Genomic DNA, 16,180 nt, shown 5'->3' with positions numbered 1-16,180 from the left:
GACAGTTAATATGGAATTATTCTAGTATTCGATACTATGCCTATCAAAAATGATTTTAACAAGTGGCTTATCTCTGATTGAATGAGACTATGAATTATAAATTTGAAATAAGAAATTTATTCCAAATCCTCTTTTAACTTTTCTTTTTTATACTCTGTTCCCATGTCTTTGTCAGTATCACCGAGCTTATTTGCTACTGCTTTTGCGCCTGCTTCTAGTTTATCTCCTGTTTCATCAAGAGCACTCTTAGTGTCTCTTTTTTTATTTTCAAATTCGTCAGATGTCATGTAATGATATAAGTGCAACATACTTTAAATGTCTAGTACAGTAATCCGTCAACGTGGTTATAAATAGTCAATTTTATATTTTAAAAAACGGTAACTCATTTCTTAAATAATGCTACTATCTTACAGGTTTTTAGGTATGAGGATAAGAATAGCTGGTAGACAAATTCTACGTTGAGGAACCACCAGACCAAATCAATTGTTAGTTTCAATCCTGAGAATACAAAATGATAATTTAGATCAAAAATAAATACCCAATGTGCTTACTAAACTTGCACTCAGACTCAGACTCAGACTCCTAGAAATAGGCGAAAATCATCAGGTCTCAAAGGCCTGATACTGTAATGAAGTGGTAAAGGCTACAATCGTGTAATAAGTGTCTATTAAAGGAAAATTAAATCGTGTTGCTCACATATTCCAATCAAATGACTCACGTGAGTAGTGTCCTTACGAAGGCTTTTTTTGATCGATAAAACAGCTGCTACCATAAGAAAGATACTAAAGCATGAGAAAGTTCCCAACGTGAACTTCCAAATGACGCCTTTACTATTTCATACGATACTGACCAACTTTTGATTATGTCTGTTGGTTAGTCCTTTTGAAAATCGCTAATTTGAAGTAACTACTTGGTCAGTTTCTAAACGATTAAAATAAACCCTGGGAAGAAACAAAAATTCTCACATAGTCAGGTTCAATTTTAGGACTTAACCTGTATAATAAATCATAGTTAATGCAAGACCACGCTCTGAATCTGACTTGGACGGACCCAATCTAGATTCACTATAGTCATACAACTCGAATTAAATAAACCAGTTCAAGTTTATTGTCTTGTGTAAGATATCTTTCTAGATTGCTTTCGAATCAAAAATGTATATTTATTAACTTTTGTCGTAGTAACAAATAATGTTCTGAGATAGACGGCTAATTGTACTGTTTTGCTTAAGTGTACTAAGTTACTACAATCTATTTTTGAGAAAAATTCGAATGTCATATTTAATCACTACTTAGGTTTTCAATTATTTAATTATCCATACTAAACAATGTTAACATCTTTTAAAGAACAAAATATTGCAGAAAAGTAGAGGCGAGCTTACAGCACTTCACTACATGATACTACCATGAGAGATTTTTATTTTTCATCTTCTTTGCTCCTACCTTGCCTGCAATATGCATGATTAAAGTTCTTGTACCGCATCTGATAGAATGCGATAAAGTAATAATAGTAATTTGGTAATAATATACTTGTGATATGTGAAGGTTTGTCTGTTTATGGGTAAATTGATCTCATATCTAGCAAATAAATTGGTCTTCGTAGATTGCAGGTTTTATGTATTGTGAACATAATAGTCAGTATTATTTGTTACCGCTTTCTCAAGTACAGGGATTAATAACGCAAAAATTATTAGTATTTAAAAAAAAGGTGATGCTTTAGACCGATTGTCTATTAGTGGGTATATGTTGAATTAGAATCAGTCCCGTTAGAGCTAGCATCTGTCCCAGTTGAATTAGGGCTTGTGAGGACGTCACCACCCGTCAAATTTAGATTTACGAGCTCATCAGTATTGTTTTGTGAGAAAGCAGCGCCGAAGTTACTAGTTACTAGTACGACTGCAAAAATAACGGCTGCCAGTCCTAAATATTTTTTATATGAAATTTCTTTATTTTCCATTATGATTAATTGATTTAACCTGTATATTACTACTCTCAAATATGCAAAATAATTTAGAATGGTGTGAAATTTTCATATTCATTAGATAACTCCGTAAGATCTGTACCTATTTTGTGTATTCTATCATTTATGGTTACAATTTATATGAATTTAACTGGAATAAAATGAGGTAAAAATTTATTAATGTAAGATCTAAAAAGTATTATCGTTCTAATAGAATCTTATGGAATGAAGATCAATTGGATCTGTACCTCTCTTAGGTAATGTTAATTTTTGAAGTTCTTGTAAGTATCCGCTATATCTTTTGCTAAACCCATTTTCGTCTATACTAAAATGGATATCAACATTATTTGGCTCCGACATCAGAGCTAAAAGCGTGAATAGTTCTCTTACGTCAGCATCGTATTTTGTGTTCTCAATTTCATTTACAATAATTGAAAGGAGGAGGACTAAACTTCTTCTCAGACCCAAGATATGATATGTATGAGTTAAATATATTTTTGCATCCAACTTATCCCCAGCTAAGGCCGATAGACTAAATTCAAATAACAAATTTTTCAATGGCAAACCAGACCCACTGGTCAACAATTGTTCATATTTTCGAGGGCTTTCTACAAACTCCTCAACTTTTGCATCCTTTAGAAATTTGTTTAACAGTTTAATTATGTCTCGCAGACTTATGGTGCTTTTTCCAATTTCCAAGATTCCTAGTCTTACAGCTATTCTATCAAGATCTTCAAAATAAAATTGAGAGTCGATATCAGCATCACTTGATAATTTGCCTATTCCGTCCATATCCGTCTCAATGGGAATATACTCAACTAGTCTTTCAATTTCTTTGAAAATTCCGAATGACATTAATTATTACAATAATAATAGTCCTGTTGATACTTAATATCATTCTGTTATGTGAAAAATTCTGTAATTATATGCAAATTATGTAAGTCACTATATCATTAGATTTTATCTGAGTATGTTTTGTTATCAAATTATTTGAAATATAAATGTCACTGAGCTAACTCGATAGTGATAAATAACATAGTGGATTTTTTAAATTACTAAAAACATATGTTGAGTTATTTTGATAGAGCAAATATAAGCCGACTCTAAAACATTTTTCTAACTTATTTATCCATTTATGAGATCAATTCCTCATTAGCACTATATATTTTGATTAGGATTAACTTCTTAAGTAATCTATATTAATTTGAACCCCTTCAGAATATTATTTTAATATGCCTCCGTACAAATTAGGGAACAAATTTTTCTGACTCGGATTAATTTTGTATATCATCATTTCATATTCTTAGATCCGAATCCGAGTGAAATTCCAAACTTCAAAATGGAAATTAATGTAAATAAGCTTGTTGTCTGCTTAGATTTGTATTTTTTTGCATATTTAAAATCCTTTTTATGTGTACGTTTTATATCTTAATACACATGCATAAAATAACATTAACCAAGAAAAAAAATGGTCTTCTTTATTCTTTAATGACTTGCTTTTTAGAAAGTAAAACTGGCAAACCAGTCCACAAATCAATAATATACAAGATACAAAGGGGGCAAAATAGATGAGGGAACTTGAAGGGGAAGCACTAGTCCAAATAGATGCAAAAATTGGCGGTAATTCGAAAAGGAGAGAAATCTTATATTCGTTCATAGAGCCTCTTAATAGTCTCTATCTGGAAAAGACAGAAATCTATCGGACTCAAATCCAAGCTTGCAGGAAACTTACCAAGCAAATTAGATCAAGTGAAGATACACAAATCATAGACAACGAGATTTCTCAGTTACAATTAACGCTAAATCTTGAATCACCGTAAACTTTTAAGTGGTCTAAATTAGAGTCCTAGATAATAACCCATCAAGCATTGAAATCATGAATTGGAAATAACTAGAATTTTTTTTGATAGGGATGGGATCATATCCAAACAATTAAGATTTACGATTTAATTTGTAAAGAATTGAGAATTTGTTAACTTTAATATAATTTTGGAATAGTGACAGGAGAATTTTTTATTGATTTATATGAATCAATTTCATTAGTAGGTTCGAGGCCCCAATTACAGAAAATTTGGAACATTGTTGGGCATGTAAAGGGTTTTATTTACCGGTCACTTTAAAGGTAAACCTACAACCCTTTTTCTAGGTATATACTTAATTGTATTTACAAGGATAAATTGTTTTATCTGATGTTTGGCTTGTTTACCAGTTTATTTTACTATAAACTTTAATCCTAAATTTTTTGGCTTCGACATATGCTCTCTAAAAAAGACAACATAAAGCAGTCAAGATATACGCCAATTTATGGTCCAAGATGAAATTTTTACATGAAAAAGACCTAAATAACCTATTTCGGAAGGTAATTCTATATTTATAAACCATATAATTTTATGACACAATTGGAGTCGATAAAATCTCAGAATGAGGAATACCCTAAAAGTTTCAAGCATGGAGATCTGCTATTGCCTCCCTCAAAAAAAAATTGCCGTCCTCGCATGCATGGATGCAAGGTTGAATGTAAATGATTTATTAGGCCTCGGGGTCGGCGAAGCCCACATTATTAGGAATGCTGGTGGGATTGCTACCGAAGATGCCATACGCTCATTAATAATCTCTCACGAATTATTAGGAACAGAAGAATTCTTTGTAATAAATCATACAGACTGTGGCATGTTGACCTTTAGTGACCAAGACCTACAAGAGAAAATCTCGGAAAAATACAATTCGAATGCTTCAGGCATAGTATTTCATTCATTTGACGATTTAGAAGAAAATGTAAGAAAGCAAGTTGACAAAATTCGGAATACTCCATTCATAATTGACGTTGCTTCAGTAACTGGGTTTGTATATGATGTAAGAACTGGCAGAATTAAAGAAATAAAATAAAGAAATCATTCATTGAATTTCTGATACTCATGTTTTCCAAAAAAAGATAAAAGAGAGACGATCAGTATAAGTATTAATCGCTCTAGTCTTTTTATTGTACTAAGGAACATTTTTTAATCTAAAGATCTAATGTGTTGAGATCTTACGTCTTGATATCATTTTTAATAAACCTGATCAGTTCAAATGTAATTAGCATTTAAAAATCCGGTACACAAATCTTACAAAATTATTTCGACTTTTCCATTGCATAGTTGGTTTGGTTTGATATTAATTCACTAGTTAATAAACAAGTACGATAAAATTAAATCGACGACGTTAGTATGTATATCGCTATATGTTTAAATCACATATTTATTTTATAATTCTTTTATTTTTTCATAATTTATACGCAATATTTGCATATATTTTACGTTTTTCTCATATTTTTTAGATAAGTTTATATAATATTTTTAACTTATTAATGGTATGAACACTACTCTTATTAATCAAAAGAACCAAACTTGTATTGACACTTGCAACGAATGCGCAATGATGTGCGAAGCCTGTTGTACTGCATGTATGTCCAACACTGAAATGGCCGGTATGATGGGCCGATGTATGATGATGTGTAGAGACTGTGCTTCGATGTGTACAATGGCAGCAATGATGATGGCTCGTGGAAGCGAATACTCAAAGCAAATGTGTGAAATGTGTGCTACCATATGTGACGCATGTGCAATGGAATGTGAAAAAATGGGTAACAAAATGGAAGCATGTAAAGAATGTGCTGAAATGTGTAAGAAATGTGCCCAAGAATGTAGAAACATGATGAGATAAGTAAAGACAGATTATTTTTATACTCTTTCAAATTTTTCTATTTTCTCATTTACATGGATTAATTAACCACAAACAGCATATTATTTATAAGGATTCTGAAAGGATCTCCTTAATTAATAGTAACAAGTACTTGAGTCACTTGTGTTTGTATTGTTGTACGCGTTGCATAAATTCCAAAACTAAATCTTATAGAATGTGAATTATTTGCGTATACTATTCCAATATATCATATACAACATTCCTTTTATTACAATTATTGTAATAACTACTCATGAGTTTGCAACTAAATCATTCCGCTGGATTAAGAATTGAAAAGGATAATCTGGACATGTATTTGAAGCCTTCGACTTTCAAATATACTTTGAGATGCAACCAATGTTCTTGGAATGCCTCTTTTTCTGAAACAACGGGAAGTATTTATTTAGACAGTCACAAAATGCTTTGTCCCTTTTGCAAACTAAAAGAAATTAGATGGATAAGATTTTCTTTTTAGTTTACTCAAATTACAAGTTTTATTCAAAGCAAAAATAGGGAACAAAGATGAGGATGAATTGTACAATTGTGGACCGTTGAATCATTATTGCAGCACCTTACTGATTCAGGATATACGTTAGAAGGCCAGGATTCATCAATAACATCAAAATTGACAAAAAGTTTGCCCTCTTTATACAAAGGAAACTATTGGTATGTTTCATTTTGTTCATCTGAGGAATACAGAGGCATGCTCTCTATTTCACAATCAAACGCTGGTGTGATACTTTGTAAAAAAAGTATGGAGGGGCTGGTATATCCAAATCACAAGGACGGACAACTATTGATATTTGTTGATAATCCTAGACTTGAATTTACAAGACTTGCAAAGCGTATTACCCATGCTTTGCCTAAGGTTGGTATTTCCAAAAGTTCTGTTATAGCCGATTCAGCAAAGATAGGAAGGGATTGTTATATTGGTGACTACGTAGTTATCGGTGATAATTGTTCTATTGGTAATAATACTATAATAGAATCAAAAGCAAATTTGCAAAATTGTAAAGTAGGAGATAATTGTTCTATCCAACCAAATACAACCATTGGTTCTGATGGATTTGCATTTGAAAGAGCATGTGATACTTTAGATCTAGAAAAATTCCCTCATTATGGTAAAGTGGTGATAGAAAACGATGTAGAAGTATTTGCAAATTGCTCTATCGCACGAGGATCTCTCTCTGACACGATTATAGGACAAGGAACCAAAATTGATGCTTTATGCCATATAGCTCATAATGTCAATATTGGAAAAAATACCGAGTTAACAGCTGGAACTATAGTAGGTGGTAGTACTATCATTGGCAATAATTGTTGGTTAGGGCTAAATAGTACTATAAAAAATAAGATAAAAATAGGCGAACAAGTTATTGTGGGTTCAGGCAGTTCTGTTATTTATGATATTGTAGATGAAGACATTGTTGCAGGCGTACCAGCAAAATCTATAAAAAAATGTGAGAACTGATAGAGGAGAAATGTCCCTATTGAAATTACAAATAGAAGCAAAGAAAATTATGTTATCCTGTTATATTTATTTATTGGAGCATTGGTTTTTGAATATACATATGATTCTCACGTAGCAGTTTACTGAAGATCAGAGACCCTTATTGTGACAGTTGCCTGGTCTCAAAAGGGTTATTAAATCTGGTATCCACAATTCGCATGTAGATTAGTGTTAAAAGTCAGTTTCGTTCGTAATATTAGAAAAGCTAAACAGACAGATGTATGTAAGATATAACCGAAGCTCTTGATGGTTTTTAATCCAAATAGTCAAAATCACTCTTTTTTAGTATTTGCTATGGTTTTTTATTAAGCTACAGAGAGAGATGGCATCATTTAGTCACTTTTAGAGAATACTACAATTTCTAAATATGATGGCCTGTCCATAAACCTTGTTGAGTATCCTACTTTTTATGCTAGAGATATTGTGATTCAGGTTGATAACCTTAACGATGTGCTGGCATCGATTTAGGTATTACCTGAATCACTACTATAATGAATACGTACTGCTTTTGTGTTCCTTCGTGGAGTATCTTTGTGATTGGATGGGACTGCCAATCATCAATACTTGGTATTTCATAGTTATTAAACTCTCTTTATAAAAAAAATACAAAAAAGTAACGGGTTTATATGAATAAATCCATAAAACGGATCATTCCTAATAAAATATAATGTAATTAGTATATTTGGATCCGTTTAATAATATGCCAGATTTAGCTAATAGATGCAGATCTTGCATATAGGAACTTATTTTGAAAATTGTTTATACCAAATTCCAATATACAACAGGGTCTGAAGTCTGAATCCTTGTCATCATTTGATTTGATTTAACAAAAGGGGTAAATATTGACAAGTGAATTACCTATCGATCTATAAATTATTGATGATTAACAAACAATTTTGTAAACCACATTAACGACAAAAATATCCCGAATCGTAAATTTGGACTTTAAAATAATCTCAAATAACCGATTTTAAATTCCTTCGTTATCACTACCTTTTTGTAGGATAAATAAATATGGCATCGATTTAGGAATAATCGATATTGTATCATGACATAAACCATGATATATACCAAATATTGACTATACAATTTTTTTCTTTTTTTCCTAAAAGACGCATAATCATCATTAAGTGTGCAATTCTGGCACATATCGGCGAATGTTGCATATAGGGATTTAATTATATAATTTTCTGTTTATTTAATAATTATGTCTAGTTTAGCAAATCCTATTCAATCTATTGATACTTCAATTTTAAAACTCGAAAACATTTCTAAAGGATATACTGAAAAAAAGAACAAGATTAATTCCAAACATACGGTTATCAATAAACTTAGTTTGAACATCAAAAATGGAGAGTTTGTTACTATTGTAGGTCCTTCTGGGTGTGGAAAAAGTACGTTACTTAATTTGGTTGCGGGTCTAGATAATAAATTTGATGGTGAGATACTAGTTGATGATAAACCTATTGCTCTATCTCCAAGCACGGATCGGGTAGTAGTTTTTCAGGAAGGAGCTTTATTTCCCTGGTTAACAGTATATGAAAATATAGAATTTGGTTTAAAAATTGCAAAAATTGCAAAAGATAAGAGGGAAGAAAAAGTCATGAAATTAATTGATATGATTCAATTGACCAATTTTACCCATGCCTATATTCATCAGCTATCGGGAGGAATGAAACAAAGAGTTGCGATCGCCAGAGCATTGGCGTTGGATCCTAAGATTTTGTTAATGGATGAACCTTTCGCTGCTTTAGATGTTCAGACTAGAAAAATGCTTTATTCACATCTATTGAGGATTCACCAAGAAACCAAAAGGACTATTTTGTTTGTAACTCATAACATTCATGAGGCAGTGGCATTGGGTGACAGAGTTATTGTTATGTCTCCAAAATTGGCGAACATAAAAAAGCAAGTTGTGGTGAACATACCGAGACCACGCAGTATTGATCATCCTCTTGTGGAATCACTTACCCGAGAAATTATTTCTGAATCAAATGACTTATTTGTAAATGGTCCTATCACAGAGTTTGAAACCATTAATCAAAATCTAGACCGCCCAATTATTTCCAAAGTAAATTAATGTTAAGGATTCTAACACTACAAAATCAGGGTAATGTGGTAAAACAGAAGTCATTATCAAAGGCAGCAAAATATCTATTTGTCTCAATACTAATTTTCCCCCGTTTATTTTGTTTTTATATTAATACAATATTTCGCATAATTTTTACTGAATAATAACAATCCTTGAAAATGGATGCTTTTCAAGGTATTATTGTCAGTCCATTTAAAAGAAAGGAGTCAACTAAGGTATCAATTAGAAACCCGGTTTAGTTCTTGTAATGGAATATTAGTTACAGTCGGTATGTTACTACTAGACATAAGCCCAAATAATCTGTTAAAACATAATAAAACATACATAGTCAGAATTAACCCACTTGATAGGTTGAGTCATGGAACCTAGAAGTAGCTGTATTAGATAATAATAGACTAAATTGAAGTGAAATAAAGTGATAAAAGAAGTAACTTTGATAATGTGTCAATTTGACATCTTGTGCGAAAATTAATGCTTCTTGTCTGGTGTATACTTTCAAAAATGCATATATCAATTTAATTATATGTAAATTCTGCATACATCCATTCATGCTAGAAACCCTGATTGAGGACAGAATAGATCATAAAAAACCCCGTCATGATGGTATTACATACATTATAGACAAATTTCAAGGTCTTGACAAAGAGAATTTTGAAACTATATCTCCTTATATTGACATGGTCAAGATATATGGAGCATTTCCTCTTCTTCTAAAACAACAAAGTCTCATTAATAGAATTGATTTTTACCATCAATCAAATGTTCTAGTTTCTACAGGGAGTACGTTGACCGAATACGCGATACGTGAAAAAGTGTTTGAAAAATTTATGGAGAGTGCAAAAACAATTGGGTTTGATATAATTGAAATAAGTGAAAATAGTATTCATCTTGCCTTTGAGGAAAAAAAGAAGATCCAAAAAATAGTTGATTCGTATGATATGAGGGTTCAATGGAAAATCGGGCACAAAGATCCCAGAAGACAACTATCGGTTGATGAAACAATAAAGAAGATGAATGAAATTCTAGAGATTAGCCAAGAAAAAATAGTCCTGGAAGCAAATTTGGGGTACAACGTGGGTATCTATGATGAAAAAGGAGATATCAAATGGAATTTACTTTCCGCTATTACTTCAAAAATTAATCCTAACAGCATAATTTTTGAGGCTCCGTTAGAGATTCAGCAAGCAGTATTAGTAGCAGAATTTGGACAACGAGTAAATATGGGTGAGATAAAACTCAATAATGTATTATCTATAGAGTCCCAAAGGAGAGGTTTCCTATCTAAGGCAAGCTTCAGCATTACTCCAGTCAAGAAAGGTCCTGAAGGTAGTCCTGCCACAAAATTTATTCACTACATAATTAGGAGTAAGCACCCTATTGATCAAAGCGAATTGATCTATGTTACCAATCTACCACGAAGAACAGTTCAAGCTTCAGTCGAAGAACTCAAAGAACAAGGTTTGATAATTGAAAAGAATAGCTTAGACGATACAAGAAAAAAAGTCTACAATTTGGTCAAGGCAGAATGGATATAATAATTACAGGCTAACTTAAGACACATAACGAAATCATTATTGTATCATTGTTCTTACAATATTCCTTCAGGATATTATTTTGATTTTGTTTTCTTTATTACAGTTTTAGAAAATTTTGAACGAATGTCCAATATCAGAACCGATTTTTCTTAAAATAATTTTCAAATAATGGCAAGAAACGAAAAAAGTTGATAACTAATTTGATGGTCCACTGATAACTAATCTAATTGAATGGTCGATTTCAAGTTAGGTAAGTTGTGATAGTGATTATGCACTGAAGAAGTTAAATTTGTAAAAAGCCTAAGAAAATTGATATACGGGAGGCCTAATAATAAACAGGATTTCTTTGTACAGGGCTCCTGAAGATGACGAAAATAAACGGAAAAATAAGGAAGGTATTGAAAATGATTTAGATGAATCGCATTCCATCGAAGAATCAGAAATCATTTCTTTAGATGAAAAAAGCCCAAATAAAAGCAAGATTCCCTTGAAAAAAAAAATCAGGTTGGATGAATTCTCAAATACCATTTTATTTATTGCAGTTTTTATTGGCCTATGGCAACTCGCGTATTTAAGTGGCATTTGGCCAAAAGTATCACTACCATCTCCTATAATGGTAGTAGAATCGTTTTATGACCTAACTCTAGATAGCACTCTGACGATAAGCATAGGAATGACTCTTTATAGGCTCTTGATTGGATTTGCTGCATCAATAGGAATCGGGGTTTGTGTGGGACTTGCAATGGTAAGATTTAGTGGCTTTGGAAAAACAATGAGTTCTTTTGCGGTAGGATTACAGTCTTTTCCGAGTGTTGCTTGGGTTCCATTTGCTATCCTGCTTATCGGTCTAAATGATATAGGAATATTATTTGTAGTCATAATGAGTTCAGTATTTTCAGTTATGATGTCTGCTTACAGTGGAATAAGAAACATACCGCCCATATATCTAAAGGCTGCAAGAAATATGGGAGCTAAAGGTTTCTCATTATTTAGATACTTAATGATACCAGCAGCCACTCCTGCATTAATAATAGGAATAAAACAAGCGTGGTCATTTGCTTGGCACGCTTTGATTGGAGCGGAAATACTTATGGCTGCTGCGGTAGGGATAGGACACATACTACTAGTAGGTAGAGAATTCCAACTGATGGATCAGATAATAGCATCTATGATTACTATTTTCGCATTAGGAATGTTATTTGATAAAGTAATCTTTGCAAAACTAGAAGAAAGGGTAAGAGAGAAATGGGGATTAAGACAAGAGCAGGACATTGAAAATAAATGATTTCATTTTGACCTAACATCACTTATTCTCCTACACATACTTTTAATAGCCCTGTTAATTTAAGGTAATTTTTCAAATGCTTCCCAGTATTTCATATAGATTAAGAGGAATTATATCAGAACAAAAGGTCATAAATCGTGCTCAAAATACAGTGGAATCTTGTCGATATTGTCCTGTTTGGTCCAATGACAACTCAAATTCACTCTATTTCAAATGCTTAAGTTAACAGGGCCCTTTTAATGAACCGTGATGAGTTAGGATAAGGGAGTTGAAATACTGAAAATAACCCTTTGTGAGTCAGTATTACAACATTATTGCTAAAACCACGTGTAATATACATTTTTTGCCTATTTCTGATTATTAATACATCCCATTTACAAAAAAAATAACATGGATTCAAAATTAAAGTTGGGTATTTCATTTGCCATAATTATCGTAGTTATCATATCTTCTAATTATAATTTTTATTGGTCATTATTGATGGGTCAGGATAATAGTCCAACTGGATCTACCAGTCAAACCGTAAATGCGAAGACTGATTCTTTAAAAATTGGATATTTTCCAAATTTGAATCATGCTCAAGCCATAATTGGCCTAAACAATGGAGATTTTAGACATATAATAGAAAACGACAAGAATTTAGGTAACATTTCAGTAAAAGAGTTTGTTTTTACAACCGGTCCCTCGGCAATTGAAGCTCTCTATGCAGGACAGATTGATGTAGCTTATGTTGGTCCTAACCCTACTATCAATGGTTACATTGTTTCGGGAGGAGAGGGATTACGGGTAATTTCTGGTGCATCTAGTGGTGGAGCCTCATTCATAGTTAGAAATGATTCAGGGATAGAAACAGTCAACGATCTAGGTGGAAAGAAATTTGCATCCCCTCAATTAGGTAACACACAAGATGTGGCCTTGAGAAAATACTTGATTGATAATGGTTTCAATACTGTAGAAAATGGTGGAAACGTAACAGTGTTAGCAGCAAAACCCGCGGACATAATCAAATTGTTTCTAAATAAAGAGATTGACGGGGCATGGGTACCTGAACCTTTAGGTGCCATTCTAAAAGAACAAGGAAAAGGATTTATCTTGGTCGACGAAAGGGAGCTCTGGCCTCCAGAAGGTAAATTCGTGACAGCCAATATTTTAGCTAGAACGGATTATCTTAAAGATAATCCCGAAATTGTAAAGAAACTGCTTGAAGCACATATCAATGAAACATTATGGATAAATCAAAAGTTATCAAAAACTAATAATACTGAAGCGGATGAAAAAAATATTCAAGAATTAATGGTTGCATTTAATGAAGGGCTAAAGAACATTACTGGTAAGACTTATCCAGAGGACCAAATAAAAGATGCATTATCAAGGATAGAATTTACCTACGATCCCCTCTCAGCATCGCTTAACAAGATAGCTGAGGACGCTAACGACTTGGGATATATAAATCTAGGAAGCAGCCGTCAAATAGATTTATCAAGTATTTATGATCTTGGTCTTTTAAACGAAGTACTGAAGAGCAAAGGTCTGAGTCCCGTTCCATAATCAGTAATGATGGTTTGTTGTTTAATTTACTAATCATCAGTAAATTAAACCATTTGTTAGTAAACGGAGGTGGTTTTTATCTAATCTGCCGAGATGAAAAGGGTCAGGTAGTACAATTTCGTAAAATCAAGTATGTATTTTCTACCCATTAATATTATGATAGGCAAAAAGTCTAACATCATTTTTCAAAATCGCGTTTCTTTAAATTTTGATTTTGAGTCACGATAATTGCAAATTTAATTACAGGCAGATCGTATCGCTTGCCTTCAATCAATAACTTGTACTAAATTATCAACATAATGATAGAGCCAATTGTGTCCCTAGCTATAGATGGCATTATATTATAACTTTTCGGTCGACGCAGAATATATGCTTAAACTGCACAATATTAAAAAAAATGGCACATTGAAAATGAATAATAAGTAACGTTAAACGCTATACCACTGATGATTAATAAGTCAGAAAAAGTAGGTATCAAGATTCCAAAGAATTTTGATAATAGAGGAAGACAAATTATCTTTGCCTTTACAATGATTATTACCACAATAGCATTGATATCAGCACCCATATCGATTGCCAGTGCACAATCATTAGGTGACGAGAAAAAGACTTTGAGAATTGGGTACTTTCCAAATATCACTCATTCACAAGCCGTGATTGGATTAAATAATGGAGATTTTCAGAAGACGTTAGGAGATAATGTTACTGTTGAAACATTTAGATTTAATGCTGGCCCATCTGCAATTGAATCGTTATTAGCAGATAGAATTGATGCTACTTACATTGGTCCTAACCCTGCTATAAACGGATATCTTCTTACAGGAGGCAAAGATCTTAGAGTAATTTCTGGTGCATCTAGTGGTGGAGCCTCATTCATAGTTAGAAATGATTCAGGGATAGAAACAGTCAACGATCTAGGTGGAAAGAAATTTGCATCCCCTCAATTAGGTAACACACAAGATGTGGCCTTGAGAAAATACTTGATTGATAATGGTTTCAATACTGTAGAAAATGGTGGAAACGTAACAGTGTTACCTATTGCAAATGCGGATATATTAACAGTATTCTTGAAAGGTGAAATTGATGGAGCATGGGTACCTGAACCTTGGGCAACAAGATTAGTACAAGAAGCAGGCGGTAAAGTATTCGTTGATGAGAAAAGTTTATGGCCAGATGGTAAGTTTGTAACTGGCAACTTAATTGTCAGAACAGACTATCTTGAAAAGAATCCTGAAATCATAAAGAAATTACTTGAAGCTCACGTAGGTGAAACACTAAAGATAAACAACGATACGGCAGCAGCAGCAAAGGAATTTAATACTCAATTAAAGAAACTTACTGGTCAAGAGATATCAGAAAGTGTATTAGATAAGGCCTACAGTAATCTAGAACTCACATATGATCCATTGAAGTTAACCCTCTTTAAGAGTGCAAATGACGCATATGACCTTGGATTTATAGAGAAGGGAAAAGATCGACCCAATCTTTCAGGCATATATGATACGACCTTGTTGAATGAAGTTCTTGCCGAAAAGGGCCTACAATCGATTGATGATACAGGAGCAATAAACAATGCTACAAACAGCACTTCGAGTGGTGAGGCAATAGCAGATATAGTAGCATAGGACAGTTCATTCTTTATATCTGGAATTCCTAACTTTTTTTAGTAAATTCTGTTAACGAGGTAAATCTACTCAAAATTAAATAATTCACATGTGTGTTACCATTTTAATTAATGTTACTTAAACGCCTATTCTTAATATTTACAAATTGAATGTCAATTCATTGTCCTTTATTAACTGGAAAAAAAGGCACCATTGAAATTCGTTAATGCATTAATTGATTACGAAGGTTTTTCAATGGAAAATTAAAGTACCTTCAGGATTGAACAACCTAAATTCTAATCGTTAATTCAAATTTCAGTAGCTAAGGTTACTTTGAATTACTTGGTCTACTTAAAATTCCCGATTCAGCATAGAGATGCATGGCTTACTAATTTTACTTGATGAAACCGGTTTCATTATTTTTCTCCAAATCGTCAGTTGTGGTCGAATTGCTGCTAATGAGATTAGAAGATTCAAAAGCTGCAATTGGGACATTAGAAGCAGTGCTCTTTTCATCAGCATTGTTTGAGGAGTCGGTTGAGGAGGAGGAGGGTGAGGTTGAGGTAGTGCTCTTTTCATCAGCATTGTTTATCTCCTCAACGGTTTGTTCAAAATTTCTACTTAAAGAACTAAACACACCTTCATTGTTTTGATCAGTTACCTCAAAAGACAGCCCAGGAAAACTGGTCATAAACGGAGTAATTGAAAAAATAAAAATGACATAAAAACATAAAAGTACAACTAGTGATAAGCCCTGGGTTTTTACTTGTACCACGCCTGTTAAATCCCTTGTAATTTAATAATATTATTGCAGATATAATTGTTAAGTATGATTTATCGAGAACAATATTCCTAATCACTTTTTGATATTATGAAGTGCGATACAAAAAATTATAATTGATAAAGTCAGAGTCAGTATATGAAGTCTTG

At 32.6% G+C, this 16,180-nt stretch carries 13 protein-coding genes; 9 read left to right on the top strand and 4 right to left on the bottom strand.

Annotation, left to right across the window (positions count from 1 at the left end; all coding sequences use genetic code 11):
* Nucleotides 1-116 precede the first annotated feature (116 nt).
* From AAGU22_RS06410 to AAGU22_RS06400, 3 genes are all read right to left on the bottom strand, one after another.
* Nucleotides 117-287: a hypothetical protein gene (locus tag AAGU22_RS06410; protein ID WP_458721364.1), complete on the bottom strand. Its 171-nt coding sequence runs from the start codon at nucleotides 285-287 to the stop codon at nucleotides 117-119.
* A 1,441-nt stretch (nucleotides 288-1,728) separates the two neighbouring features.
* Nucleotides 1,729-1,953 (bottom strand): hypothetical protein, encoded by a 225-nt coding sequence (locus AAGU22_RS06405; protein ID WP_458721363.1) that lies wholly within the window; start codon nucleotides 1,951-1,953, stop codon nucleotides 1,729-1,731.
* A 210-nt stretch (nucleotides 1,954-2,163) separates the two neighbouring features.
* Nucleotides 2,164-2,811: a hypothetical protein gene (locus tag AAGU22_RS06400; protein ID WP_458721362.1), complete on the bottom strand. Its 648-nt coding sequence runs from the start codon at nucleotides 2,809-2,811 to the stop codon at nucleotides 2,164-2,166.
* 713 nt (nucleotides 2,812-3,524) lie between these two features.
* Between AAGU22_RS06400 and AAGU22_RS06395 the strand changes: the two genes are divergently transcribed.
* From AAGU22_RS06395 to AAGU22_RS06355, 9 genes are all read left to right on the top strand, one after another.
* Nucleotides 3,525-3,776: a hypothetical protein gene (locus AAGU22_RS06395; protein WP_458721361.1), complete on the top strand. Its 252-nt coding sequence runs from the start codon at nucleotides 3,525-3,527 to the stop codon at nucleotides 3,774-3,776.
* A gap of 601 nt (nucleotides 3,777-4,377) precedes the next feature.
* Complete coding sequence (locus AAGU22_RS06390; protein WP_458721360.1) at nucleotides 4,378-4,842, top strand: beta-class carbonic anhydrase; 465 nt, start codon at nucleotides 4,378-4,380, stop codon at nucleotides 4,840-4,842.
* A gap of 465 nt (nucleotides 4,843-5,307) precedes the next feature.
* Nucleotides 5,308-5,658 carry a four-helix bundle copper-binding protein gene (locus tag AAGU22_RS06385; protein WP_458721359.1) on the top strand — a complete coding sequence of 117 codons (351 nt, stop codon included), beginning with the start codon at nucleotides 5,308-5,310 and terminating at the stop codon, nucleotides 5,656-5,658.
* A 580-nt stretch (nucleotides 5,659-6,238) separates the two neighbouring features.
* Nucleotides 6,239-7,147, top strand: a complete 909-nt coding sequence (locus AAGU22_RS06380) for a DapH/DapD/GlmU-related protein (RefSeq protein ID WP_458721358.1) — start codon at nucleotides 6,239-6,241, stop codon at nucleotides 7,145-7,147.
* Nucleotides 7,148-8,393: 1,246 nt separating this feature from the next.
* Nucleotides 8,394-9,266 carry an ABC transporter ATP-binding protein gene (locus tag AAGU22_RS06375; RefSeq protein WP_458721357.1) on the top strand — a complete coding sequence of 291 codons (873 nt, stop codon included), beginning with the start codon at nucleotides 8,394-8,396 and terminating at the stop codon, nucleotides 9,264-9,266.
* Nucleotides 9,267-9,826: 560 nt separating this feature from the next.
* Nucleotides 9,827-10,813 carry a phosphosulfolactate synthase gene (locus AAGU22_RS06370; RefSeq protein WP_458721356.1) on the top strand — a complete coding sequence of 329 codons (987 nt, stop codon included), beginning with the start codon at nucleotides 9,827-9,829 and terminating at the stop codon, nucleotides 10,811-10,813.
* A gap of 346 nt (nucleotides 10,814-11,159) precedes the next feature.
* The gene (locus AAGU22_RS06365) at nucleotides 11,160-12,098 is read left to right on the top strand and encodes an ABC transporter permease (RefSeq protein ID WP_458721355.1); all 939 of its coding nucleotides are present in this window, start codon (nucleotides 11,160-11,162) and stop codon (nucleotides 12,096-12,098) included.
* A 390-nt stretch (nucleotides 12,099-12,488) separates the two neighbouring features.
* Nucleotides 12,489-13,646 (top strand): ABC transporter substrate-binding protein, encoded by a 1,158-nt coding sequence (locus AAGU22_RS06360; RefSeq protein ID WP_458721354.1) that lies wholly within the window; start codon nucleotides 12,489-12,491, stop codon nucleotides 13,644-13,646.
* 446 nt (nucleotides 13,647-14,092) lie between these two features.
* Nucleotides 14,093-15,271 (top strand): ABC transporter substrate-binding protein, encoded by a 1,179-nt coding sequence (locus AAGU22_RS06355; protein ID WP_458721353.1) that lies wholly within the window; start codon nucleotides 14,093-14,095, stop codon nucleotides 15,269-15,271.
* A gap of 373 nt (nucleotides 15,272-15,644) precedes the next feature.
* Here the strand turns inward: AAGU22_RS06355 and AAGU22_RS06350 are convergent, their stop codons facing one another.
* A complete protein-coding gene (locus AAGU22_RS06350; protein WP_458721352.1) occupies nucleotides 15,645-16,025 on the bottom strand; it encodes a hypothetical protein in 381 nt (126 codons plus the stop codon).
* Nucleotides 16,026-16,180 lie beyond the last annotated feature (155 nt).

Source organism: Candidatus Nitrosocosmicus sp. R, assembly GCF_054408505.1.
This window is presented reverse-complemented; position numbering and strand designations above follow the sequence as displayed.